This is a genomic window from Gemmatimonadetes bacterium SCN 70-22, from assembly GCA_001724275.1.
Classification (GTDB): Bacteria; Gemmatimonadota; Gemmatimonadetes; order Gemmatimonadales; family Gemmatimonadaceae; genus SCN-70-22.
The window spans coordinates 61290-85826 of the sequence record MEDZ01000025.1 but is presented as its reverse complement, the minus strand read 5'-3'; the positions used below and the strand labels follow the sequence as shown (position 1 = coordinate 85826).

Here is a 24537-nt window from a genome sequence, read left to right as displayed (position 1 = left end):
AGGATCGCGTTGCCGAAGGCGGTGAGCCCGCGCTCGATGGTCTCGGGGTCGAAGCCCTCGGGGTGCTCGGCGTGGCGCGCAATGCTCGCCTTGGCGTCGGCCCAGAGCGACGCACTGAACTGGCGCACGGTGTCGGCGTGCAGCAGGTCCTCCTTGATCTGCTCGGCCTTGAGGATGACCTCGGGCGACGCCTGCAGCTTGACGATGAACTCGTCGATGGCGGCGTCGAAGCGTTGCCGCAGCGGATGGTTGGGGTCCGCGTGGACCGCCTGCATCGTGTTCTCGAGGGCCCGCACGATGCGCCCGGCGATCTTGTCGTCGATGGCCCCCGGAATCCACCACGGACTCTCCTGCTCCACCCGCTCGCGGATCAGGTCCTGGTTCTCGCTGATCCCTCGGGCCAGGAGGCGGATGGCGTCGTCCAGGAGGGCCTGGTGCCGGTTGCCGGCGGTGAGCACCGACAGCGCCTTGCCAAGCAGCGGGGCGACCTGCGTCGTCCGGACGCGATTCACCACCGCCTTGCTGATGAACTCCTGCACGTCCTCGTCGCGCAGCACGTTGGCGGCGGCCGCCAGCGCACGCGCCAGCTGCCGGGCGATGCGGCGCGCGTTCCCCGGCTCCACCATCCACTGCGCCATGCGCTCGGCGGCATTCAGCGTGTGCAGCTTGGCGACGATGACGTCGCGGTTGAGGAAGTTCTTCTGGACGAAGGCGCCGAGCGTCTGCCCCACCCGGTCCTTGCGCGCCGGGATGATGGCCGTGTGCGGGATGGGGATGCCTAACGGGTGACGGAAGAGCGCCGTGACGGCGAACCAGTCGGCCAGCCCGCCGATCATCGACGCCTCGGCGGTGGCGCGCACGATCCCGAGCCACGGGTACTGCGCCTCGTAGTACCGGGCGACGGTGAAGACGACCGTCGCCAGGACGAGCAGGGCCAGCGCCCACGCCTTCATCCGGCGCAGGCGCGCCACCCGCTGCGCCTCGTCCTCGGGGCGCAGCGGCTGCGGGACGGCGAGGGCCGCCGCGTCCGGCACGGGGCGACGGGGCGCCACGGCCACCCCTACTCCTCGAGCGCGACCTTCTTGAGGTCGAGCACGTCGGCCGTGGCCCCCGAGGGGACGTCGACGTAGAGCACCACCGGACGCCCGCCGATGTCGCTCGCGGTCACCGCGATCGTCCGTCCCCCGGCGCTGTACACGCGCGTCGTCTCGGTGGCGCTGGTCGGCTTCACGGCGCCGAAGCGCTTGAGGATCGCCGTGTCCAGCAGGTCGAAGAACTCGGCGGCATCGACCGAGGTGTCCCAGACGGTGACCCAGGCCAGGCCATCGCCCTTCCCGCTCTCGAACAGGACGTATCGGTCACCGTCCCACCCCGCCGCCCCGCGATACGCGGCGTCGCGGTCCTTGAGGTGCTCATACAGGAAGAGCCGCGTCTCGAACTCTCCCAGGTCGTTCTCGTAGATCACCTTCCCGCGCGGCGGGGGGAGGGTCACGACGGTGGGCGCGTCGCGATTGCCGAAGAAGCGGTCGTCGTGCATCACCTGCTCGGTCGACACCGGCATGTCCCCGAACGGGGCCTTCCCCGGGTGCTTCTCCTTGTACAGGCGCATGAACTCCGCCCCCGAGAGGTACGGGAAGAGGAGTGTCTCCTGCACGAGCGTCGGTGCCGTGGAGAAGACCGGCATCGACGCGTTGTTCTCGCGGATCATGGCCCGCACGCGCTCCCACCCGCCCGGGAGGTTGGCGACCATCGTCCCGCCGCCAAGCATGCTGGCCAGCTGCTCGAAGGTGGCCTGCCCCTCCACCACCGCCTGGGCCGCCAGCTGCCGGTCGTTGCGCCGCTTGACCTTCTGCAGCGAGTCGAGGTTGAAGTGCTGGTCCTGCAGTGCGTGCACGAGCTCGTGCGACACCGTGACGCCGACCATTTCGTCGCTGGTCCCCTGCACGATGTACAGGACCTTGGTCGCGGGGTCGTAGTAGCCGGCGACCTGCTCGGTGAGGAGGGCGAGCATGAACTTGCGCAGGTCGAGCGTGTCGGGGAGGAGCCCGAAGCGCTTGTACGAACGTTCGCTCCCCGTGATCTCCTCGTCCGGCATGTCCTCGGCGAAGCGCCGCTCCAGGAACTGCCGCACCTCGTCCTTGCTGCGCATCTCGAACTTCGGGGGCGTCGTGAACTTGAGCCCGGTCGCCTGTTCGATGCGCGGGACGGCGTCGGCCACGCGGGCCGCCACCGGGTCCTTCGGCGTGCGTTCGCCGCAGGCGACGACCGCCAGCAGCAACAGGATCGTGCCAAGTCGTGCCATCACTCGCTCCATTGCACCTGTTGACCGGTGGCCAGCGCCACCACCCGCACCACGTCGAGGCCGCGCACCACGATCCCGTCCGCGATGAGGCGGGTCCGCAACTCCACGTCCAGCACCGCCAGTCCCGGTTCCGGCGTGGCGGCGACGACGGCATCGCCCGCCGCTTGGGCCGGGGGCGCGGCGCGCCCCTCCGGGCCGGCCCCGTGGGGGGCAATGAACATCGCCTCCAATTCGGCCCCGAACCGTTGCAGCGCCGACAACCCGTCGCGCGCCATCGTCCCGAAGTCCTCACCTGATCCTAACGAGTCCCGCCCCGCAGGGCCACCGGGCGCCGCGCGGCCGTGGGGGCCTTGCCCCTGCCGCCGCAGCAGCTCGCGCCGGCGCAGGATCAGCGCCTCGGCGCCGGGGGAGTACCGGGTGACCGCCTGCGCATGGGCGCACGCCTCGTCCAGGACGTCGATGGCCCGGTCCGGGCGCCGCCGGTCGAGCATGTGCCGGTCGGTGAGGACCACGCTGGCCTGCAGCGCATCGTCGGCGATCACCACGTTGTGGTGTCGCTCCAGCCGGTCGACGCGCGCCCGCAAGACGTCCAGCGTCTCCTCCGAGGTCAGCTCGCGCACCACGACGCGCTGGAAGCGGCGCTCCAGCGCCGGGTCGCCACAGATCCAGCGCTCGTATTCCTCGCCGGTGGTGGCCCCGATCACCCGGAAGTCGCCGCGCACCAGCGACGGCTTGAGCATGTTGGCGGCGTCCATCGCCACGCCGATCGCCGTCCCCTGGCCAATGAGGTTGTGCAGCTCGTCGACGAAGAGCACCACCTCGGGGTCGGCCGAGGTCTCGTGGACCAGGGCCCGGATGCGCTCCTCGTACTGCCCGCGGTAGGCGGCGCCGGCGAGGAGGGCGACATGATCGAGGGCGAGCAGGCGCGTGGAGCGGAGCGCGAGCGGGACGTCGCCCCCAACGAGGCGCTGCGCCAGCCCCTCGACGATGGCGGTCTTCCCCACCCCGGCGGGGCCGACGAGGGCCGGGTTGTTCTTCCCGTGGCGCAGGAGGATGTCGATGACCCGTGCGATCTCCTCGTCGCGGCAGCGGACGGGGTCGAGACGCCCCTCCCTGGCCTCGTGGGTGAGGTCTCGCGTGTAGCGCCCCAGCGCTCCCGACATCGGCCGGTCGAGCTCGTCGTCCGTCATGGGCCGGGGAGGAACCGGTCGAGGTACCAGGCCACCATCCGCTCTCCCCAGACCAGGGCGACCACCGCCGCCGGGGCGAGGAAGACGCCGAAGGGGACTTCGGGCAGGGTCCGGACGGGGGCGTCGAGCTCGAGGTCGATCTGCTCCCCCTGCGCCGCCCCCCGCAGCCGCGTATAGGGGTACACCACCAGCAGGAACGTCAGGGCGCCTAACGCGGCACCGACGAAGATGACGAGGAGGGCACGCCCCGGCCCCACGGCGGCGCCGACGACCGCCATCAGCGTCACGTCCCCGAACCCCATGGCCTCGCGCCTGAGGGCGACCTCGCCGAGCCAGCCGACGATGGCGATCGCCCCCGCGCCGGCGCAGGCGCCCACGACGGCGTCCCACGGGGTCGCGAACGGGGCGGCATCGCCAAGGAAGGACGCCACGATGGACGTGACCAGGGTGAAGACGAGCCCGAAGACGGTGAAGCCGTCGGGGATGAGATAGTGCCGGGCGTCGGTGACGGCGATGCCGAGCATGACGGTCGCGAAGACCGCCACCCGCAGCGCCGCGAAGGTGGGGCCGAAATGCCAGGCGACGACGAGCCAGAGCAGGCCCACCACCAGCTCGACCACCGGATACTGGATCGAGATCGGGAGGGCACAGCCGCGGCACTTCCCGCGCAACAGGAGCCAACTCAGGATGGGGATGTTGTCGTACCAGCCGATCGCGTGGCCACACCGCGGGCAGCGCGACCGCGGTGAGACGACCGACTCGTCATGCGGCCACCGCCCGATGCAGACGTTGAGGAAGCTCCCCACGCTGGCGCCAATGACGAAGGCGAAGGTGCCAAGGAAGGCGTCGATCACGGGGCGTCGGGGCGAAGCTTGTAGAGGAGGATCCCGGCGGCGACCGCGACGTTGAGCGACTCGACGACCGGGCTGATGGGGAGCGAGACGCACTGCGCCAGCGCCGCGCGCACCCGCGGCGAGAGCCCGCTCCCCTCGTTCCCGACCGCGAGGGCGCAACGCGCCGGTGCCCGCAGGCTGGCGACGTCGGCTCCCCCCATGTCCGCCCCCCAGAGGGCGAAGTCGCGGCGGGTGCAGAAGTCGCGCAGCGCCTCCCACGACGCGTGCACGACCGGGTAGTGAAAATGGGCCCCCATCGCGCTACGGACGACTTTGGCGTTCCACACGTCAACGGTGCCCGGCAGGGCGACGGTGGCCCACGTGCCGAGCGCCGCCGCGGTGCGGATCAGCGTCCCGACGTTGCCGGGATCCTGCACCGCGTCGAGGACGAGAATGCGGCTGGCGTCCGGCGGCACCGGGTCGAGCGAGTATCCCGGGGCGCGCGCCACGGCGAGGACGCCCTGCGGCGACTCGGTCTGTGCCGCGCTCTGGAACTCGCGATCGGTGACGTCGGTCACCGCGATGCCGCGGCCGGCGAAGGCGCTCCGAAGCCGAGCCCCGCGCTCGCCCTCCGCGAGCTGCGGCGCCGCCAGCACGCCGATCACCTCGAGCGGCGAACGCGCCAGCTCCTCGCCGGCACGCACCCCTTCCACCACGAACAGTCCCTCCCGTTCCCGCGCCTTCCGGCGGGAGAGGTCGCGGGCGAGCGTCAGGAGACGCATCGATTTCCCCGGTGGCGGTGTATCATCGGCCGTACCCATACGGCGCGCCGCGCGCGCCCGTTTCGCCAGACCTCGTCATGAAGCTCCGACCGCTCCTTGCCATTCTCGTGATCCCGCTCGCCAGCTGCATGGTCTCCACGCAGCAGGAGGTCGAGCTGGGCACCGACTACTCGCGTCAGGTCAACGCACAGCTTCCGCTGGTCACCGACCCGGAAGTCGTGCGGTATGTCAACGTGCTCGGCGACTCGATCGCCCGGGTCGCCGATGACCGTAATCTCGACTGGCGCTTCTACATCGTCGATAGCCCCGAGGTGAATGCCTTCGCCATCCCCGGCGGCTTCGTGTACGTGAACCGGGGGCTCATCGAGCGCACCACGCAGATGAATCAACTCGCCGGGGTGCTGGGGCACGAGATCGGGCACGTGGTGAAGCGGCACAGCATCAAGCAGATGCAGGCGGGGCAGCGGCTGAACTTCGGGGCGGTCCTGGCCTGCGTCCTGACGCCGGTCTGCACCAACGGCGGCGACATGGCGGTGGGGCTGGCCGGCCAGGGGATCATGGCCTCGTTCAGCCGGGGTGACGAGGCGGAGTCGGACCAGGAGGGGATCAGATATGTGATGCGGGCAGGGATCGACCCGCGCGGGATCCCCGAGATGTTCCGCCTCCTCATCAAGGAGCGCCAGGAGCGCCCCACGAGTGGAATCGACGCCTGGTTCCGGACCCACCCCATGGAGGAGGACCGGGTGCGGGCCACCGAGGCGACCATCCGGCAGTTCAGCACGGCATCGCTCAATCGCCTCACGCGCGACACGCCGCGCTACCAGGCGTTCAAGGCGCGCCTCGCGCACCTCCCGCGCACGCCGGCGCGGCGGCAATAGGCGGGGGCGGCCGGCGCGTCACAGGGTACGCACCAACTCCTCCACCAGCCGCTCGAAGTCGGCGGCAGCGCGGCGCGTGACCTCGATGACGTCCGCGTGGCTGATGGCGTGGGGCGAGGTGCCGGCCGCGGGATTGGTGATGCAGCTGACGGCAGCACAGCGCATCCCCATCGCCCGGGCGACGATGACTTCGGGGACGGTCGACATGCCGACGGCGTCGGCCCCCAGCCGCTCGAGCATGCGGACCTCGGCGGGGGTCTCGTACGACGGCCCGAGGAGCCCGCCGTAGACCCCTTCCTCCAGGCGGATCCCCCCCTCACGCGCAATGGCGTGCAGCCGGGCGCGCAGTGCCGCGTCATACGGGGCCGACATGTCGGGGAAGCGCTCATCGCCCGCCACCGGCGCCCCGATGAGCGGGTTGCGGAACATCAGGTTCAGGTGATCGGCGATCACCATCAGCTGGCCGGGGGCGAAGGTCCTCCGAATGCCGCCGGCGGCGTTCGAGAGGACGAGGGTGCGCGCGCCTAACGCGTGGAGCACCCGCACGGGGAAGGCCGCGCGATCGGCCGGGTGCCCCTCGTACATGTGAAAGCGCCCGGCGAGGGCGAGCACCTCGCGCCCGCCGAGGACCCCGTGAATCAGCTCGCCGGCGTGCCCGGCGACGCCCGGCTCGGCGAAGCCGGGGATGTCGCGATACGCAATCCGGGTCGCGCGGGCGATGCGGGCCGCGAGCCCGCCGAGCCCCGACCCGAGCACGATCGCGGCGACGGGCGTGGCGACGCTGGCACGCGAGCGGACGAGGGCAACGGCGGCGTCCAGGAGGGCGGGGCGAGCGGCCGCGTCAGCCATCGCGCAGCGCCTCGATGTCGGCCCGCGCGCGCTGCACCAGGCGGTCGCGCTCGACGGGGGAGAGGAACGCCCCCTCGAAGCCGTTGAGGGCGATGCGCGCCAGCTCGTCGAAGGTGAAGTCGAGCGCGCGCGCGGCGTGCTGGTACTCGTCCACGAGCGTCACCCCGCTCATGAGGCGGTTGTCGGTGTTGAGCACGACATGGAGCCCCTGGTCGTAGTAGCGGCGGAGGGGGTGGGCGTCATACGAGGCGGCGGCGCGGGTCTGCACGTTGCTCGTGAGGCAGATCTCGAGTGTGATCCCCGACGCGCGCACCTCGTCGGCGAGTGCCGGGTCCTCGTAGAGCCGGGTGGCGTGACCGATGCGCGTGGCGCCGCACGCATGCATCGCCTGGCGAATCGAGTGCGCCCCGTCCCCTTCCCCGGCGTGGCAGGTGCAGGCGAGGCCATGCGCCAGGGCGTGGCGGAAGGCGTCGGCGTGGTCGGCCGCCGGGTGCCCCGCCTCGCCGCCGGCGAGGTCGAAGCCCACGACACCGTTGCCCTTGAAGTCGACCGCGAGCCGAGCGAGGTCGAGCGACGTGGCAGGGGAGAGGTGGCGCAGGGCGCAGACCAGGACGCGCGCGACGATGCCGTACTCGCGCTCGGCCCTGGCGAGCCCCAGGAGGGGGGCCTCCACCGCCTGGGCCAGGGACAGCCCGCCGCGGGTGTTGAGGATCGGGGCGTAGCGGACCTCCAGGTAGCGCACCCCCTCGCGGGCCGCATCCTCCGCCAGCTCGTAGGCGATGCGCTCGAGCGACTCGCCCGTCTGCATGACGGCGAGCGTGGTGTCGAAGCGCGCCAGGTAGTCCTCGAGGTTCCGGGCGTCGCGCACGAGCATGTAGTCGGCGAGCGCCTCGGCGTCGTCGCGCGGCATCGGCACGTGCACGTCGCGCGCCAGCTCGAGCATCGTCGCCGGGCGCAACGAGCCGTCGAGATGGCAGTGCAGTTCGGCCTTCGGGAGCCGCTCGAGCAGCGTCCGGGTGATGACGGGAGGCATGCCGGTCAGGCGTCGTCGCCGGCGGCGGCGCGCTGCCGGTTGGCCACGACCCGGAAGATGGCGCCGTGGTACAGGGGGACTCCCGCCTCGACGGGGAGGCCGCGGGAGTCGGTGACGAGGCGTTCGCCGGCGACGATCGCATCGGCGAGGGCGGGGTCGGCGACGCGGACGGCGTCGACGGGCGAGCCGCCGGCCGGGGCGTCGACGCCGCGGCCGTTGACGTACACGCGCACGGTGGCGCTCATGGCTTCTGGGGGATGAGGCGCGCGTCGGTCGGCGCGCGCACGGGTGAGGGGCGCGAGCGCAGGTAGTCGGCCAGCGCATCGACGTCCACGGTCGGGAGTTCCTCGACGCCGAGGGCCCGCTCGGTGAGGCCGAGCCCGTAGCCGCCAGCCGCAAGGAAATCGGTCATCACGAGGCGGTAGACGCGCCGGGGATCGTACGGGCGGGCGTCGGCGAATTCCAGCCGGGTGATGCGCGTCCCGGCCGGGCGCGCGGGATCGTAGTGCACGTGCACGCCGCTGAGGTGGAAGTTGACTTCGTCGCGCGCCACCAGGCGCTCGAGGTAGTCCCGCAGGTCGGCCCCCCGGAGCCGGATGCGCACCAGGACGTTCCCGAAGGGCTGCACCTCGAACAGCGCCCCGCGGGTGGCGGTGCCGGCGCCGAGCGGGGCGCGAACCCCGCCGCGGTTCATCACCGCCACGTCGCCGGCGGCCGCGTACCGCTGCGCGTCGGCCACCAGGTTGCCTAACGTTCCCCGCAATCCCGGCTCCATGCGCTCGGCGATGGTCGCCACCGGGGCGCTGAATCGCTCGGCCGTGCGGGCGACGACGGCGGCCGTGAGGGCCGAGGCCACGGAGTCGGCGGCGACGCTCCCGCGTCCCACATCGCGAACCTCCACGGCCGGGGTGCCGGCGCCCCCGACGGGGAGGTCGATGACCCCGATCGCCATCCCGCGCGACCGGGCCTGCACGATCGGGATCCCGCGCACGACCGTGGCCACGCGCGAGTGGGTGTGTCCGCTGACGATCGCGTCGACCTTCTCCGTGACCCGGTTGGCGAGGTCGACGATCTCGCCCTCGCACCCCGTGGCGGTGCCGCGGTCGCAGAAGGCCCCCGCGTGGGCGATCACGACCACCACGTCGGCGCCGCGCGCGCGGAGGGCGCGCGCGTGCGCATCCACCACCGGCACGGGGTCGACGAAGCGGAGCGCGGCCACGTTGCTGGCGCGGGTGACCCGCGGCGTCTCGACCGTCGCGATCCCGATGACGCCCACACGGACTCCGGGCAGCTCGATGAGCGTGTCGTTGCGGATCCACGGGACGTCTCGCCCCGCGGTGTCGCGCACGTTGGCCCCCAGGATGGCGTAGGGGGCCTGGCGCATGCGCGCACGGAGCGAGTCGACGCCCCAGTCGAACTCGTGGTTGCCCAACGCCGAGGCCGAGAGGCCCAGGCGCGAGAAGAGGTCCACCACCGAGGCGCCGAAGGTGAGGTTCGATGCCGGGGTCCCCTGGAACTCGTCGCCCCCGTCGAGCCAGAGGGAGACGCAGGCGGGGGGCGTGCACTCGGCGCGTGCGGCGACGATGGCCCCGGCGAACCAGGGAGCCCCGCCCCACGCCACGCCATTGCCATCGGCGCGCGCCTCGAAGGCCCCGTGGAAGTCGTTGCTGCTGATGATGCGCAGCCAGCGTCCGGCCGCAAGCCGGGCCGGGGCGGCGCGACGTGCGGCCCCGCTGGCGTCGAACGTCGCGCCCTGCATCGCCCGCCAGGCGGCGGCGCCCGCCTCCGCCGGCCGCAACTCCCAGTTCCGCACGGCGAAGTCCTCAGGGCGCAGCGTGCCACGGCGGCGGACCTCGGCGATCAGGAGCTCGCGGATCTCCTCCTGCCGGTCGTACACCACCGGCGCCCCGCGCAGCATGGCGTAGCCACCGCCGCCCGTCTGCCGATAGTTGTTGAGGGCGAGGGTGAAGGTGTCGCCGTCGGCCACCGGCCGCCCCTTGACCTCCAGCCTCGTCACCCGGCTCCCGAGGGGGCGTGAGATGTCGAGGGTGTAGTCGGCGCCGGCGACGATGTCGAAGTTGTAGCCCGGGACCGACGGGTCGACGGGGGAACGGGCGGCCTCGGGGGTCCCGGCGGTACGATAGTAGCGGGCGCTGTACTCCAGGTAGTCGCGCAGTTGCCGCCCCGTGATGCGCACCGCGCGCAGGGTGTTGTCGTACGGGTACAGCCGCGCCACCTCGGCCACCGTGATGGGGCCGGCGTCGAGCGAGGCCCCGATGTCGAAGGCGGCCGTGGAGGCGAGGTCGGCGCCGGCGGCGGCGCGCTGGACCTCGAGCATGAAGTCGATCAGGGGGACGTCGCTCACGCGCGCCGAGTCGGCATGCCAGGCGACGGGCGTGGTGCCTAACGTCTGGTTGACCCAGCGGACGGTCGCCTCGTGGGCGCGCTGCGTGGCGGCGAGGACCACGGGGGACTCGGCGTGGCCGGCGGCAGGGACGATGCGCCCGTTCGTCCCCGCGACGTGCCACCGCCCGTCGCGGCGTGCGAAGCGCAGGGTGGCGAGCGCCACCGACGTCGCCCAGTTGCGCGGCTGCACGATCGTGACGCCATTGACCACGCTGTCGGCCATCTCGCGGTGCGAGTGGCCGATCACGATGAGGTCGACGCCCGGGACCTCGCGCGCCACGCGGGCCCCGACGTTCTCGCTCGGCAGCCCCGTGGCGACGGTGTCGTAGCTCGACGCCTCGCCGAGGCCGGAATGCATGACCACCACCACCGCGTCGGCCCGCTCACGCACGGCGCGCACCTCGCGCGCGACCTCGCTGACGATGTCGCGGACCTGCAGCCGCCCCGCGAGATTGTCGCGGTCCCAGACCATCGCCCCGGGGTTGGTGGCCCCGACGATCGCGATGCGGACGCCCCCCCGCTGCACGATGTGCGAACCGTTCCAGGCGCGTTGGCCATTGGGGAGGTAGGCATTGGCGGCGAGGAAGGGAAAGCGCGCCTGCGCCAGCGCCCGGGTGAGGGTGGGGAGTCCGTAATTGAATTCGTGATTCCCGATGGCCGCGGCGTCGTACTGCATCGCGTTCATGGCGGCCATGACGGGATGCGGCGCCGCGGAATCGACGCGGGCGGCCACGTAGGTGAGCGGGTTCCCCTGCAGGAGGTCGCCGGCATCGACCAGCACGACGTGCCCCGGACGGGACTGGCGCACGGAGTCGATGATGGTCGCGGCACGGGAGAGCCCGCGCAGCGTGTCGGCGGCGTTGGCGTAGTAGTCCCATCCGCGCAGCCGACCGTGCACGTCCGTGGTGGCGGCCACCACGAGTTCGGTCGAGTCGCCGTCGACGGGGGAGGCGGCAGCCGCCCGTCCGGAAGGCGCCGGCGGGGCGCACCCCCAGGCGAGGAGGGCGACGGCCGCGAGGATGGAAATCGTCGGGGAACGCATGGTCAAAAGCTAGCGGCCACGGGAAGTCGGGGGGAACCGCCGACGAGGGTCGATTGACCGGACGGAAGCCCCGCGCAAGCTTCCAGTCGGCGCAAGTGACCGGTGCCGTCGCTCGACGCGACATCCGGGTCGCGCTCCCTGGCCCGCCACCGTTCGATACCAAACCGTGACGCCCTCTTCGCTTCACTTCCGCCCCCGGATGGGTGAACATCCTGTCCGCGAACACATTGCCGTGTTAGTCCCGTGAAGCCGCTCATCATCGGCATTGCGGGGGGGACGGGGTCGGGAAAGTCCACGGTGGCGCGGCGCGTGGCCGAGCAGTTGACGCACGCCTCCGTCGCCTTCATCGACATGGACGCGTACTACCGCAACCACGCGCACCTGCCGATCGAGGAGCGGCGCCAGGTCAACTGGGATCATCCGGACGCCTTCGACACCGAACTCATGGTGGAGCACCTCAGGACGCTCGGGGCGGGACGAGCGATCGAGAAGCCGGTGTACGACTTCGTGACGCACACGAGGAGCAGCACGACGCGGCACGTCCCGGCAGCGGACGTGATCGTGGTGGACGGCATCCTGCTCTTCGCCGACGAGCGCCTGCGGGAGCTGTTCGACGTGAAGGTGTTCGTCGACGCCGACGCCGACATCCGGCTGGTGCGCCGCATTCGACGCGACATGGCCAGGCGGGGGCGCCCGCTGGAGGAGATCCTGGATCAGTACCTCACCACGGTACGACCGATGCACCTGCAGTTCGTGGAGCCCAGCAAGCGCTACGCCGACGTGATCGTCCCGCGCGGCGGGCACAACGCGGTGGCGATCGAGATGATCATCGCCAAGATCCACCGCCGGTTCGAGGCGGTGCGCCCATGACGACCCCGCCTGCCACGGCCGGAGAGCGCATCCTCGTCGTCGACGACGAGCCCGACATCGTCGCCCTCGTGGCCTACCACCTGGTGAAGGCCGGATACCGCGTGTCGACCGCGAGCACGGGACCGGACGCGGTGACGCAGGCCAGGCAGGAGCGCCCCGCCGTCGTGGTCCTCGACCTCATGCTCCCGGGGATGTCCGGCTTCGAGGTCCTCGAGCAGTTGCGCGCCGACGCCTCGACGAAGGATGTGGCCGTGCTGATGCTGACGGCGCGCAAGGACGAACCCGACCGCATCAAGGGGCTGTCGCTGGGCGCCGACGACTACCTCACCAAGCCCTTCTCGCCGCAGGAACTGACGCTGCGAGTGGCCGCGATCCTCCGGCGCATCCAGCAGGGGCAGCAACCGGCGGGCGACGTCCTCCGGGTGGGGCCGATCGCCATCGACCGTGCGGCGCACAAGGTGCAGGTCGACGGGCGGGAGATCGAGCTGACCCCCACGGAGTTTCGCCTCCTCCTCACGCTGGCCGAGCGGCGCGGACGCGTCCAGGCACGCGCTCACCTGCTGGAGACCGTCTGGGAGGCCGCCCCCGACATCCAGACGCGCACCGTCGACATGCACGTGCAACGCTTGCGCACCAAGCTGGGGGCTGCGGGAGACCTGATCGAGACGGTGCGCGGCTTCGGATACCGACTGAAGGCGGCCCAGCCGCGCAGTGCGTGAGGCTCTCCCGACCGCTCTTCGCAGGCTCGCTCCTCGTCATCGCGGTCATGGTGGCGCTGGTCGTCGTGGCGCTCGACTGGCGCCTCGGCGTGCGGCTGCGCGACGAGACCGCCAACGAACTGCTGCGCGAGGCGCGCCTCATCGCGGGTGCATGGCGCGACGGGATCGACCCTGACTCGCTCGCCGACGTCTCGGGCGAGGCGCTCGGCCATCGCGTCACCCTGATCGCCCCGGACGGCGTCGTCATCGGCGACTCCGAGTTCGACCCGCCGGCGCTCGGGACGCTCCAGAACCACGCCACGCGCCCCGAGGTGGCCGCGGCGATGGACAGTGGCCACGGGGCCTCGGTGCGATCGTCGCCATCGGCGGGCGACGAGGAGCTCTACGCCGCCCTGCGCACCCCGTTCGGGGTGGCGCGCGTCTCGCTCTCGATGACCGCGCAGCGGATCATCGTCCGGCGGGTGCAACGCGACGTGCTCTCCGCGGCATTCCTGGCCACCGGCGTCGCCTTGCTCCTGGCGGCCCTGTTCGCGCGGTCGGTCACGCGCCCCATCCTCGAGTTGCGCGACGATGCGCGGGCCATCGCCGCGGGCGACCTGTCCCGCCGCCCCTCCCTGGTCGCCCCCGGCGAGGTGGGGGAGCTGGCCTCGGCCTTCCACCGCCTGGCCGAGCAGCTGACGGCCCGCGTGCGGGCCCTCGAGGACGACGACGCCCTGCTGCGCGCCCTCACCGAGGCGCTCAACGAGGGGATCATCGCCCTCGACCAGCGGCAGCAGGTCCTGCACATGAACGCCGGTGCCCGGCGCCTTCTCGGCGTGAAGGACCCCCTCCCCTTCCCGGCCGACCGCCTCCCGCGCGACCGCGTCCTGCGCGACGCCCTCGCCGCCGCCCTCGCCGGCACGGCGACCGACGCGCTCGAGACGCAGGTCAACGACAGCACGGTGGCACTCACCGCCCGCCCGCTCGAAGGCGGCGGCGCGGTCCTCGCGATCCTCGACGTCACCCCCATCCGGCGCCTCGAGACGGTGCGCCGCGACTTCGTCGCCAACGTCTCCCACGAGCTTCGCACCCCGCTCACGGTGGTGAGCGGCTTCGCCGAAACGCTGCAGGATCCCTCGCTTCCGCCGGAGGAGCGCGCGCGCTTCAGCGCCACGATCCTCACCAACACGCGGCGCATGCAGCGCATCGTCGACGACCTGCTCGACCTGACGCGCATCGAGTCGGGCGGGTGGCGCCCCAATCCCGTCCCCGTCGAGCTGCGGGGCGTCGTCCACGAGATCTTCGGCAGCGCGCGCCCAGTGGCGGACCGCAAGAACATCGCCCTCGTCTCCGCCCTCCCCGACGAGCTTCGCACGGTTCACGCCGACCCGACGGCGCTCCGTCAGGTGCTCTCGAACCTCGTCGACAACGCCCTCCGGCACACCTCCGCCGGGAGCGTCACGATCACCGCGAGGCGCACGGCCGAAGGCGTCACGATCGGCGTGCGCGATACCGGTGCCGGGATCGCGGCCGAGCACCTGCCCCGAATCTTCGAGCGTTTCTACCGCGTGGACGCGGCTCGCTCGCGACAGGAAGGGGGAACGGGGCTCGGACTGGCGATCGTGAAGCACATGGTGGAGGCGCACGGCGGGCGCGTGGGGGCCGAGAGTGCCATGGGCGTCGGGACCACGGTGAGCGTGACCTTTCCCGACGCCGACACCGGTGCCGCCGACGCCACGGACGGCGCGACGCCGCGTCCGTGACGCATTCGTTGCAGCGCCTTCGCTGATCCGAGACCCGGCGTTCGCATTGTAACGGAGCGCCGGGCGCACAGAGCGCCGCGCAGCTCCCTTTCGTGCGATACGCTCATGATCACGATCATCTCCGGACTCCTCGTGCGCTCGCGCCGGCTCGGCCTGGCGCTCGCGGGTTCGCTCTTGTTCACCAGCCCCACGCTCGCGCAGCAGCCCACCGGGCGCATCGTCGGACGCGTCCTCGACGCCGCCTCCGGCCAGGGGCTTTCCGACGTCGGGATCCAGGTCGTCGGCACCACGTTAGGCACGATGTCCGGCGTCGAGGGGCGCTTCACGCTCCCGGCCGTCCCGGCCGGGACGGTGACGATCCAGTTCCGGCGCATCGGGTACACGCCCAAGACGGTCACCGGGATCCTCCTGGATGCCGGCAAGACGCTCGAGCAGGACGTGACGCTCGCGACCGCCACCATCACCCTCACGGCCCAGACGGTCACCGCGTCGGCGGAGCGCGGGTCGGTGGCCGATGCGCTCGATGCGCAGCGCACTGCCACCGGGGTGGTCAACACGATCACCGCGGAGCAGATCGCGAAGAGCCCGGACTCCGACGCGGCGCAGGCCATGCAGCGCGTCAGCGGCGTCACGGTGCAGAACGGCCGCTTCGTCTTCGTGCGCGGGCTGGGCGAGCGCTACACCACCACGCAGCTGAACGGGACCCGCGTCCCGAGCCCCGAGCCCGAGAAGCGGGTGGTCCCGCTCGACATGTTCCCCTCCAGCCTGGTCGAGGCGGTGACGACCTCCAAGACGTTCACTCCCGACCAGCAGGGCGACTTCTCCGGGGCGCAGGTGGAGATCAAGACGCGCGAATTCCCGGCGCGCCTCACCTTCTCGATGCAGTCCACCGTCGGCTACAACAGCGGGGCCACGGGCCGGCAGGTGCTCGCCGGTCGCAACGTCGGCGGCGAGGTGTTCGCCCTGGCCGGCACCGCGCGCAACCTTCCGTACCTCCTTTCGGTCGTGCGCAATTTCCAGGGGATCAACCTCACGCAGGCCGACAAGAACCTCCTCATCTCGCAGTTCCGCAACGCCTGGACGCCTGACTCGCGCACGGGCGCCCCGAACACCTCGACCGCCATCTCGCTCGGCGGCAACGAAGCGCTGTTCGGGCAGCGGATCGGCTTCCTGCTGAGCGGGACCTACGCCCTCACGCAGGACGTCAAGGACAACCAGGTGCGCGCGCTCGCCAACCGTGGGACGACGCCCGGGAGCACGATCGAGACCGACCGCTTCACGGGGACGACCGGGAGCCAAGGGGTGCTCTGGGGGGGGATGGCGAACTTCAGCACGCTGCTCGGCGGTACCTCCCGCATCAGCGTCAACAACACCTACACGCGCACCGCCGACAACGACGCCCGCGTCGAGCGCGGCGAGTTCGAGAACGAGGGGGTCCGGGCGCAGATCGAGCGCATGCAGTACGTGGAGCGCGCGGTGCGCTCGAACCAGCTGGCCGGTGACCACCAGTTCGGGGAGCACAAGCTCGACTGGGCAGTGACCTCGTCGGCGGTGACGCGCAACGAGCCCGACCGCTCGGAGTTCGTCTCGGTCATCGAGCAGGACGCGCCGGGGGGAGCCGAGGTGCTGCGCTGGAACGGCGCCAGCAACGCGGGGGCGGTGCGTACCTTTTCCGCGCTCGAGGAAAAGTCGTTCGAGGGACGCGGCAACTACCAGTGGCGGGTGAGCATGGGCGGGCGCGACCACGCCATCAAGGTCGGCGCGCTCTCGCGCCGCACCGACCGTGACGCCACCACCAGCGCCTACGCCATCTCCGGACAGGCCTCGAACGCCATCCGCGAGCTGCGCCCCGAGCAGCTGTTCGCAGCACCATTCACCGGCGATCGCGCCGGCGTCTTCAACATCTTCCCCCTGTCGCAGGGCGGGTCATATGGCGCCGCCGACCGGCTCACCGCCGGCTTCCTGATGGCCGACATCGCGATCGCGCCGCGCATGCGCCTGATTACCGGCGCCCGCGTGGAGAACGATCGGCTCACCGTGAACGCGCAATCGACGCTGGGCCAGCCGGTCGACGTCTCGCGCGACTGGACCGACGTCCTCCCCTCGCTCGCGCTCAACATGGCGCTGGGCGAGTACACCAACCTGCGCCTCTCTGCCTCGCAGACGCTGGCGCGTCCCGAATACCGCGAGCTCGTCCCGATCAAGAGCCGCGACGTGCTCAATGGCGACGACCTGGAGGGGAATCCCGACCTGCAGCGCACACTGATCCAGAACGTGGACGCGCGCTGGGAGTGGTACCCGAGCGGCGGCGAGGTGCTGAGCGTGGGACTCTTCGCCAAGCGCTTCGACAATCCCATCGAGCGTGTCTATCGCGCCGCGGGCGCCTCGTCGCGATTCATCGGCTACGTGAACGCCGACAAGGCCACCAACTACGGCGTGGAGCTGGAGGCCCGCAAGGGACTGGGATTCCTCGGCGACGCCTTCCAGTCGCTGCTCGCCTTCACGAACGTGACGGTGATGCAGTCGCAGATCACGCTCGGCGCGGGGCAAGCGGCGGCCACGAACGCCAGGCGCCGGATGGTGGGGCAGGCCCCCTACGTCGTGAATGCAGGGGTCACGTACGCCAACACCAATGGCTCGCTCAGCGCCACCGCGCTCTTCAATCGGACGGGTGAGCGGATCGACGCCGCCGGCGACCAGCCGCTCCCCGACGTGGTGCAGCGCCCGCGCAATGCGCTCGACCTGTCGCTTCGCTTCCCGGTGTGGGGGGCGCTGCAGGGGCGCATCGACGCCCGCAACCTCCTCGACGAGCCGTTCCAGACCGTGCAGGGGAGCGTGACGCGCGAGTCGTGGACGACGGGGCGCACGTTCCAGCTCGGCTTCGTGTTCCGACCCTGACCCTTCCCCGTCGCAGCCGCGCCCCCGTCGCCCCCAGGCGGCGGGGGCGCTCGGCATCCACCGCCGCCGCCGGAGGAAACGTCGCGCCCGCCGATGCCCGCCGATGCCCGCCGATGCCCCGGCGGCCGTGACAGGCTCGTGACCGCCGTGACACGTGGCCGCGACGGGCCCCCGTTTGCTTCCACCGTATCGGGGCGTCGCCGAGTGCGAGGGTCCCGCGGGCACCAGCCTCTCCTCATGACCCATCCCGCGATACACATCATGTCATTCTCCAAGCGTTTCCTCACTGCGGTCGTCGCGCTGTCGGCGTTAGGCATCGCCGCCTGCGGCGACGACAACGGCGGCACCACCGCCCCCGTCCTCACGCCGCCCCTCGGCGTGCAGGCCACGGCCACCGGGCTCACGTCGATCCGCGTGCAGTTCAACGGAACCGCCGGCGACAACAGCTACGAGATCGAGCGCGCCGAGGGGGCAACCGGCGCCTTCGCGATTGCCACCACCGTCCAGGCCCCCGCCGCAGGCGGCCCAGTCACGTACGACGACACCGGACTCAAGGTCCAGACGCAGTACCGCTACCGCGTGACCGCGGTGCGCGGGTCGCAACGCAGCTCGGCCTCGGGAGAAACCATCGCCTCGACGCTCGCCTTCGGCGCCGCCGGCCGCATCGACGTCACGACCGACATCACCGCCAACACCACCTGGACGGCCGACAAGGTGTACATCCTCAAGGGCTTCATCCACGTCGCCAATGGCGCGACGCTCACCATCGAGCCCGGGACGCGCATCGAGGGCGACTTCAACACGCTCGGCGCCTCGCTCTTCGTGCTCCGCGGCGCGAAGATCAACGCCGTCGGGCGCGCCGACGCCCCCATCGTCTTCACCTCGTCGCGCCCGGCCGGCCAGCGCCAGCCCGGCGACTGGGGGGGATTGATCATTGTCGGCAACGCGACGCTCAACCGCACCGGGGTCGAGATCGAGCTCGAAGGGACCAACACCGCCGCCGGCACCACGTCGGGGACCAACTACAAGGTCACCTACTCGGGCGGGACGACCGATACAGACAACAGCGGCGAGCTGCGCTACGTGCGCGTCGAGTTCGCCGGCTACGCGCCGTCGCTCAACAACGAGCTCAACAGCTTCACCTTTGCGGCGGTCGGGAGCGGGACCAAGCTCTCGTACCTGCAGTCGATGGCAGGGCTCGACGACTCCTTCGAGTTCTTCGGCGGCGCGGTCGACGCCAGCTACCTGGTGTCGTACGAGGCCGGCGACGACCACTTCGACATGTCCGAAGGCTACCGCGGGCGCCTGCAGAACGTGATCGCGCTGCAGACCACGCAACTCACGCCGCGCACCGGGGCGGGGGCGCCGTCGAGCGACCCGCAGGGGATCGAGAACGACGGCTGCGAGGGGGCCGGGTGCCAGCTGGGACGCAACTCCACCCCCTTCACCACCCCGCTCGTGGCGAACTTCACCCTGGTCGGCACCGGGAACACGGCGACGTCGGGGAGCTCGGGCGGCGTGGGGATGATGCTCCGCCGCGGCGTCGGCGGCTGGTACGTGAACGGGATCGTGGCGCGCTGGGCCCGTGCCGCCGTCTCGCTCCGTGACGCCGAGACGTACGTGCGCGCCGGCTCCACGGCGACTCCGGACCTGGCGACCGCCGACCTGGCCGTGCGCAACATCCTGATGGTGGAGAATGCCGCGACCTTCCAGGCCCAGTCGGGGAGCACCGTGCAGAACGCGCTCGACCTGGCGGCCAACGCGCTCGAGGCCCCGGCCGGGGTGACGACGGCGGCGACCTTCACCGCCTTCCCGGCCACGGTCGATGCCTCGACCACGGCGAGCGCCTTCGACTGGGCGCCGGCCGCAGGATCGGCCGCCGCGTCGGGCGGGCTGGCGACGTTCACCGGGAGGCTGGCGACCGTCGCCGGGGGCGCCGTGAGCGGAACGGCATACCGCGGCGCCGTCAATCCGGCGGGACCGAAGTGGTTCCAGGGATGGACCACCTACGCCCGCAACTAGATCATGACGCGTGAACCGCGGCTGGCGTCCGTGCGCGGGCGCCAGCCGCGGCTCTCGTCCCACTACTCGTGCGCCTCCCCTCCCGCATGCGCCGTGTGCGCCTGATGCGAACCCCGCTCGCCCTCGCGCTTCTCGCCGCGCTCGCCAGTGCGTGCACGCCTCGACCGCAGGACGGCGTCGGCGACGAGGCGAGCGACCCACTCGCGCACGTCGCCACGGCGGCGGCAGCGGCACGAGCGCGGCAGGACTCCATCGATCGCGCGCAACCCGGCTACGTCGTGGACTCGATCCTCCCGCCCGACGAGGAACTGCGCCGCTTCACCGCCGACCTCCGATCACGGCCGACGCGACTTGCCCACGGCCTCCCATCACGCGACGCGCTGGTGCGACGTTGGATCGCCGCGGTCGAGCAGGACGACTCGCTCACGCTCATCCGTCTGGCCGTCAATCGCCCCGAGTTCGCACTCCTCGTCTACCCGTCGTCGCCCTACACGAGGGCGCCGATGCGCCAGCCGCCAGCCATCGTCTGGCAGCAGCTCTCCGACGCCTCGATCCAGGGCTTTCGCCGGACGCTCGGTCGCCTGGGGGGCAAGCCGCTTGGCGTGGTCGGCTGGTCATGCCCTGCACCGGTCGAGCTCCAGGGGAAGAACCGGATCTGGCGGGATTGTGCGGTGCGACGGGTACGCTCGCCGGGCGATACCGCATCGCAGCGGCTGTTCGGCCCCATCATCGAACGAGACGGGGTCTACAAGTTCGTCACGCTGGCGAGCGAGATGTAGCACCAGCCCGGGGAGCGTCAGCGGGCGGACGTTCCCCGTCGCCGCCGGACTCGTCCGTCGCGTCGGGGACAGGGCGCGCGCGAATCAGGCCCCCCCCGATCCCCGCCCGCATCTGTGACCGCGACGTTACACAGCGGCCGCACGCCCCGGAGCCGGAGGATGTGATCTTACAGTCACTACTGCACTTACCCGGAGACACTACCGTGTACGCTCGCGCACTTGCCGCGCTCGCCATTGTAACGATCGCCGCCTGCGGCGGCGGTGAAACGAAGTCCAGCGACTCCGCTGCCGCCCCGGCGATGTCCTCGTCGGTCGACCTCAATGGCGCGGGCGCGACCTTCCCATATCTGATCTACTCGAAGTGGTTCTCCGACTACGCCACCTCGAAGGGGATCAAGATCAACTACCAGTCGATCGGCTCGGGCGGCGGCATCAAGCAGCTGTCGGAGGGGACGGTCGACTTCGGCGCCTCCGACGGCCCGATGACCGACGAGGAGCTGGCCGCGGCAAAGGGAGGCACGATCCTCCACTTCCCCACTGTCCTCGGCGCCGACGTGGTCACCTACAACCTTCCCGAGGTCACCGCCCCGTTGCGTCTGACGGGCGAACTGGTCGCCGACATCTTCCTTGGCAAGGTGACCAAGTGGAACGATCCCCGCATCGCGGCCGAGAACGCGGGGGTGACCCTGCCCGCCAAGGACATCCTGGTGGTGCACCGCTCCGACGGCAGCGGGACGACGTACATCTTCACCGACTACCTCTCCGCGGTCAGCAAGTCGTGGGCGAGCGGCCCCGGCAAGGGGAAGTCGGTCCAGTGGCCGGTCGGGCTGGGAGGCAAGGGGAACGAAGGGGTCGCCGGAACGGTGAAGCAGACCCCGGGCACCATCGGCTACGTGGAGCTGGCCTACGCCAAGCAGAACCGCCTCCCGGTGGCCCACATCAGGAATGCCGCCGGCACGTACGTGGAGCCGACCATCGAGAGCATCACGGCCGCCGCCGAGGGAGCGATGTCGCGGCTGGGACCCGACTCCGACTATCGCATCTCGATCGTGAATGCCGCCGGCGCGAACGCCTATCCGATTTCCTCGTTCACCTGGCTCCTCGTGTACGAGCAGCAGACGGACGCCACCAAGGGGCAGAAGCTGGTCGACTTCATGAAGTGGATGTACGCTGACGGGCAGCAGAGCGCGGCATCGCTGGATTACGCTCCGCTCCCGGCGACCCTCGCCTCGCAGCTGGCGACCCGCGTCGGCACGATCCGGGTCGGCGCCACCCAGTGAGCCAGCCGCTGCAGGACGCCGCGTCGAGGGCCGCCCCGCACGGGGCGGTCCGTGCCGCGGGGGATGACGGGATCGTCGGGGCGTCCGTCGGCGATCGCGTGTACCGGGTGATCACGACCGCATTCGCCTGGGCGGTGCCACTCCTCCTCGGCCTCATCGCCCTGGAGGTCGTGCTGGCCGCCTGGCCCGCGCTCCGCACGTTCGGCGTCGGCTTCCTCACCTCGAGCGATTGGGACGAGGTGCGCGGCGTCTTCGGGGCGGCGCCGATGATCTACGGGACCGTCGTTTCCTCGGTCCTCGCCCTCGTGCTCGCCACGCCGCTCGCGTTAGGCGTGGCCATCTTCCTCTCCGAGTTCGCCCCGGCCTGGCTGCGGCAGCCGGTCGCCTTCCTGGTCGACCTGCTCGCGGCGATTCCCAGCGTCGTCTATGGCCTGTGGGGGATCTTCGTCCTCCTCCCGGTCCTGCGCGGCACGGTGATGCCCTTCCTCGCCGACACGCTGGGGCTCGGGAACACCGCGTTCTTCAGCGGGCCGGCCTACGGGCCGTCGATGCTGGCGGCGGCGGTGATCCTCGCGATCATGATCCTCCCGTACATCTCAGCGGTGTCGCGCGAGGTGCTGTCGGCGGTCCCGCGTTCGCAGCGCGAGGCGGCGCTGGCGCTCGGGGCCACCAAGTGGGAGATGATCCGCGACGCGGTGGTCCCCTACGCCAGGTCGGGGATCGTGGGCGGGATCGTCCTCGGCCTCGGGCGCGCGTTAGGCGAGACGATGGCGGTCACGATGCTCATCGGCAACCGCCACGAGATCTCGTCGTCGCTCTTCGCCCCCGGATACACCTTGGCCTCGGTCATCGCCAACGAATTCGCGGAAGCGACGAGCGCGCTGCACACGTCGGCGCTGATGGCGTGCGGCGCGGTGCTCCTGGCGGTGACCCTGGTGGTGAACATGATCGCCCGCTGGCTCGTCTGGCAGGTCGCGCGGGAGGGGCGATGAGCACGACGGCCCAGCCACGCGTCGCGCGTCCCTCGGGCATCCAGCGGGCGGCCGCCCAGCGCACCGCCCGCTCGCTGGGGCGGCGGCGCGTCGTCAACGCGCTCATGCTCGGCGTCATGTATCTCGCCGCCATCGCGGCCGTCCTTCCGCTGATTTTCATCCTGTGGCACCTGGCGCGCGAGGGGGCCTCGTCGATCTCGCTTGACTTCTTCACCAGGATGCCGAAGCCAGTGGGCGAGGCGGGGGGCGGGATGGGGAACGCGATCGCCGGGACGCTCCTCCTGCTCGCGATCGCCTCGGTCATCGGGCTCCCGATCGGGATCGGGGCCGGGCTCTACCTCGCCGAGCAGCGGACGTCGCGCCTGGCGACGACAGTGCGCTTCCTCTCCGACGTGCTGAACGGCCTCCCGTCCATCGTGATGGGGATCTTCGCCTGGCAGTTCCTGGTCCGCCCCATCGGGCACTTCTCGGCGGCGGCCGGCGGAATTGCGTTAGGCGCGATGATGATCCCCCTCGTCACGCGGACCACCGAAGAGATGATCCGGCTCGTCCCGGTGTCGCTGCGCGAGGCGGCGCTCGCGCTCGGGTACACCCGGTGGCGCACCTCGCTCAGCGTGGTGCTGCGCACGGCGCTCCCCGGGATCGTCACCGGGGCGCTGGTGGCGGTGGCCCGCATCGCCGGCGAGACGGCGCCGCTCCTGTTCACCGCGTTCGGCAACCAGTTCTGGTCGCTGGCGCTCGACCAGCCGGTGTCGGCGCTCCCGCTGCAGATCTTCAACTACGCCATCTCCCCGTACGACGAGTGGCATCGCCTGGCCTGGGCCGGCGCCCTCGTCCTCATCGGGATCGTCCTCGTCATCTCGCTCATCTCTCGCTTTGTTACCCGTTCACGTTTCGGAGGGGGCGGTGACTGACCTCGACTTCATGAGCCCTCGCCCCACGCCTCCGCGCACGATCGTCCCCGCCGCGACGCCGGCAGTGTCGCCTCCCGTGCCGACGACCGCGGTGCCCGCCGACCGGCCGTCGGCGGCGACGACGGCCGTAAATGCTGCGGGAACCGTTCCTGCAACCCTCTCTGGACGCGTCGTGGAAGCCGCGGCGCCAGCGGTCGCGGCGGAGCGCATCGCGGTCCACAACCTCGACGCGTACTACGGCGCCACGCGCAGCGTGCGCGGGGTCGACATCGCCTTCCACGAGGGGACGGTGACGGCGATCATCGGGCCGTCGGGGTGCGGGAAGTCGACGCTGCTCCGCTGCCTCAACCGCATGCACGAGACCGTGCCCGGGGCGCGCACGGAAGGCGAAGTACTCCTCGACGGGCATGACATCTATGCGCGGGGGACCAACCCCATCCAGGTGCGCCGGCGCGTTGGGATGGTCTTCCAGCGCCCCACCCCCTTCCCCACCATGTCGATCCGCGACAACGTCGCGGCCGGCTTCAAGGGATTGGGGGGCGAGGCGCCCGCGCGGCGCGAACTCGACGAGATCGTCGAGCGTTCGTTGCGCGGGGCCGCCCTGTGGGACGAGGTGAAGGACCGACTCAAGGACTCGGCCATTGGCCTCTCGGGCGGGCAGCAGCAGCGCCTGTGCATCGCCCGCGCCCTCGCTACCGGCCCGAGTGTCCTCCTGCTGGACGAACCGACCGCCTCGCTCGACCCCATCAGCACGCAGCGGGTGGAGGAACTCGTGTACGACCTGCGCGGTACGGTGACGGTGGTGATCGTGACCCACAACATGCAGCAGGCCGCCCGCGTCTCGAACCGCACCGCGTTCATGCTGTCGGGCGAGCTGGTGGAGGTCGCGCCGACCAGCGAGCTGTTCACCACCCCGAAGGACCCCCGCACCGAAGCCTACATCACCGGAAGGTTCGGATGACCGCCGAGACGATCGACACCCCCGCCTCCCGTCTCCCGTCTCCCG

The 24537-nt window shown here is 71.3% G+C and carries 20 protein-coding genes; 11 read left to right on the top strand and 9 right to left on the bottom strand.

Annotation, left to right across the window (positions count from 1 at the left end; translation table 11 throughout):
* The 5 genes from ABS52_13265 to ABS52_13245 form a co-directional block, all read right to left on the bottom strand.
* Positions 1–1058: hypothetical protein (locus ABS52_13265; protein ODT02619.1), on the bottom strand; the 1058-nt coding region annotated here is incomplete at its 3' end.
* Positions 1059–1060: 2 nt separating this feature from the next.
* Positions 1061–2302, bottom strand: a complete 1242-nt coding sequence (locus ABS52_13260; GenBank protein ID ODT02618.1) for a hypothetical protein — start codon at positions 2300–2302, stop codon at positions 1061–1063.
* Positions 2302–3492: a hypothetical protein gene (locus ABS52_13255; GenBank protein ID ODT02617.1), complete on the bottom strand. Its 1191-nt coding sequence runs from the start codon at positions 3490–3492 to the stop codon at positions 2302–2304. The genes ABS52_13260 and ABS52_13255 overlap by 1 nt, the downstream gene beginning before the upstream one ends.
* On the bottom strand, positions 3489–4346 hold the full coding sequence (locus ABS52_13250) for a hypothetical protein (protein ID ODT02616.1): 858 nt from the start codon (positions 4344–4346) through the stop codon (positions 3489–3491). The genes ABS52_13255 and ABS52_13250 overlap by 4 nt, the downstream gene beginning before the upstream one ends.
* Complete coding sequence (locus ABS52_13245; GenBank protein ODT02615.1) at positions 4343–5107, bottom strand: hypothetical protein; 765 nt, start codon at positions 5105–5107, stop codon at positions 4343–4345. Before ABS52_13245 ends, ABS52_13250 begins: the two co-directional genes overlap by 4 nt.
* Positions 5108–5235: 128 nt before the next feature.
* Here ABS52_13245 and ABS52_13240 point away from each other — a divergent pair, with 128 nt between their 5' ends.
* Positions 5236–5985, top strand: coding sequence for a hypothetical protein (locus ABS52_13240; GenBank protein ID ODT02629.1), 750 nt, complete (start codon positions 5236–5238; stop codon positions 5983–5985).
* Between the two features lie 18 nt (positions 5986–6003).
* Here the strand turns inward: ABS52_13240 and ABS52_13235 are convergent, their stop codons facing one another.
* From ABS52_13235 to ABS52_13220, 4 genes are read right to left on the bottom strand one after another with little or no spacing between them, the layout of a single operon-like run.
* Positions 6004–6834 (bottom strand): purine-nucleoside phosphorylase, encoded by an 831-nt coding sequence (locus tag ABS52_13235; protein ODT02614.1) that lies wholly within the window; start codon positions 6832–6834, stop codon positions 6004–6006.
* Entirely contained in the window at positions 6827–7867 is a 1041-nt protein-coding gene (locus tag ABS52_13230) for an adenosine deaminase (protein ID ODT02613.1), read from the bottom strand. The genes ABS52_13235 and ABS52_13230 overlap by 8 nt, the downstream gene beginning before the upstream one ends.
* A gap of 5 nt (positions 7868–7872) precedes the next feature.
* On the bottom strand, positions 7873–8112 hold the full coding sequence (locus ABS52_13225; GenBank protein ID ODT02612.1) for a hypothetical protein: 240 nt from the start codon (positions 8110–8112) through the stop codon (positions 7873–7875).
* Positions 8109–11315: a hypothetical protein gene (locus tag ABS52_13220; protein ODT02611.1), complete on the bottom strand. Its 3207-nt coding sequence runs from the start codon at positions 11313–11315 to the stop codon at positions 8109–8111. The genes ABS52_13225 and ABS52_13220 overlap by 4 nt, the downstream gene beginning before the upstream one ends.
* A gap of 243 nt (positions 11316–11558) precedes the next feature.
* On the opposite strand from ABS52_13220, the gene ABS52_13215 reads away from it, so the two are divergent.
* From ABS52_13215 to ABS52_13170, 10 genes are all read left to right on the top strand, one after another.
* Positions 11559–12185, top strand: coding sequence for a uridine kinase (locus ABS52_13215; GenBank protein ID ODT02610.1), 627 nt, complete (start codon positions 11559–11561; stop codon positions 12183–12185).
* Complete coding sequence (locus ABS52_13210) at positions 12182–12904, top strand: DNA-binding response regulator (GenBank protein ID ODT02609.1); 723 nt, start codon at positions 12182–12184, stop codon at positions 12902–12904. Before ABS52_13215 ends, ABS52_13210 begins: the two co-directional genes overlap by 4 nt.
* Positions 12901–14646, top strand: a complete 1746-nt coding sequence (locus ABS52_13205; GenBank protein ODT02608.1) for a hypothetical protein — start codon at positions 12901–12903, stop codon at positions 14644–14646. The genes ABS52_13210 and ABS52_13205 overlap by 4 nt, the downstream gene beginning before the upstream one ends.
* A 105-nt stretch (positions 14647–14751) precedes the next feature.
* Positions 14752–17544 (top strand): hypothetical protein, encoded by a 2793-nt coding sequence (locus ABS52_13200; protein ODT02607.1) that lies wholly within the window; start codon positions 14752–14754, stop codon positions 17542–17544.
* Positions 17545–17805: 261 nt separating this feature from the next.
* Positions 17806–19566: a hypothetical protein gene (locus ABS52_13195; GenBank protein ODT02606.1), complete on the top strand. Its 1761-nt coding sequence runs from the start codon at positions 17806–17808 to the stop codon at positions 19564–19566.
* Positions 19567–19652: 86 nt separating this feature from the next.
* Positions 19653–20345: a hypothetical protein gene (locus tag ABS52_13190; GenBank protein ID ODT02605.1), complete on the top strand. Its 693-nt coding sequence runs from the start codon at positions 19653–19655 to the stop codon at positions 20343–20345.
* Between the two features lie 233 nt (positions 20346–20578).
* Entirely contained in the window at positions 20579–21625 is a 1047-nt protein-coding gene (locus ABS52_13185) for a phosphate ABC transporter substrate-binding protein PstS (GenBank protein ID ODT02628.1), read from the top strand.
* 71 nt (positions 21626–21696) lie between these two features.
* Positions 21697–22617, top strand: coding sequence for a phosphate ABC transporter permease subunit PstC (locus ABS52_13180; protein ID ODT02627.1), 921 nt, complete (start codon positions 21697–21699; stop codon positions 22615–22617).
* Between the two features lie 104 nt (positions 22618–22721).
* The gene (locus ABS52_13175) at positions 22722–23531 is read left to right on the top strand and encodes a phosphate ABC transporter, permease protein PstA (protein ID ODT02626.1); all 810 of its coding nucleotides are present in this window, start codon (positions 22722–22724) and stop codon (positions 23529–23531) included.
* Between the two features lie 172 nt (positions 23532–23703).
* Positions 23704–24492 (top strand): phosphate ABC transporter ATP-binding protein, encoded by a 789-nt coding sequence (locus tag ABS52_13170; protein ODT02604.1) that lies wholly within the window; start codon positions 23704–23706, stop codon positions 24490–24492.
* Positions 24493–24537 lie beyond the last annotated feature (45 nt).

Coding starts and splice junctions, on each gene's coding strand:
- ABS52_13240 (ODT02629.1), top strand. CDS start 5,236: ATGGTCTCCACGCAGCAGGAGGTCGAGCTGGGCACCGACTACTCGCGT.
- ABS52_13200 (ODT02607.1), top strand. CDS start 14,752: ATGATCACGATCATCTCCGGACTCCTCGTGCGCTCGCGCCGGCTCGGC.
- ABS52_13190 (ODT02605.1), top strand. CDS start 19,653: ATGCGCCGTGTGCGCCTGATGCGAACCCCGCTCGCCCTCGCGCTTCTC.
- ABS52_13235 (ODT02614.1), bottom strand. CDS start 6,834: ATGGCTGACGCGGCCGCTCGCCCCGCCCTCCTGGACGCCGCCGTTGCC.
- ABS52_13210 (ODT02609.1), top strand. CDS start 12,182: ATGACGACCCCGCCTGCCACGGCCGGAGAGCGCATCCTCGTCGTCGAC.
- ABS52_13255 (ODT02617.1), bottom strand. CDS start 3,492: ATGACGGACGACGAGCTCGACCGGCCGATGTCGGGAGCGCTGGGGCGC.
- ABS52_13260 (ODT02618.1), bottom strand. CDS start 2,302: ATGGCACGACTTGGCACGATCCTGTTGCTGCTGGCGGTCGTCGCCTGC.
- ABS52_13195 (ODT02606.1), top strand. CDS start 17,806: ATGTCATTCTCCAAGCGTTTCCTCACTGCGGTCGTCGCGCTGTCGGCG.
- ABS52_13220 (ODT02611.1), bottom strand. CDS start 11,315: ATGCGTTCCCCGACGATTTCCATCCTCGCGGCCGTCGCCCTCCTCGCC.
- ABS52_13230 (ODT02613.1), bottom strand. CDS start 7,867: ATGCCTCCCGTCATCACCCGGACGCTGCTCGAGCGGCTCCCGAAGGCC.
- ABS52_13245 (ODT02615.1), bottom strand. CDS start 5,107: ATGCGTCTCCTGACGCTCGCCCGCGACCTCTCCCGCCGGAAGGCGCGG.
- ABS52_13225 (ODT02612.1), bottom strand. CDS start 8,112: ATGAGCGCCACCGTGCGCGTGTACGTCAACGGCCGCGGCGTCGACGCC.
- ABS52_13175 (ODT02626.1), top strand. CDS start 22,722: ATGCTCGGCGTCATGTATCTCGCCGCCATCGCGGCCGTCCTTCCGCTG.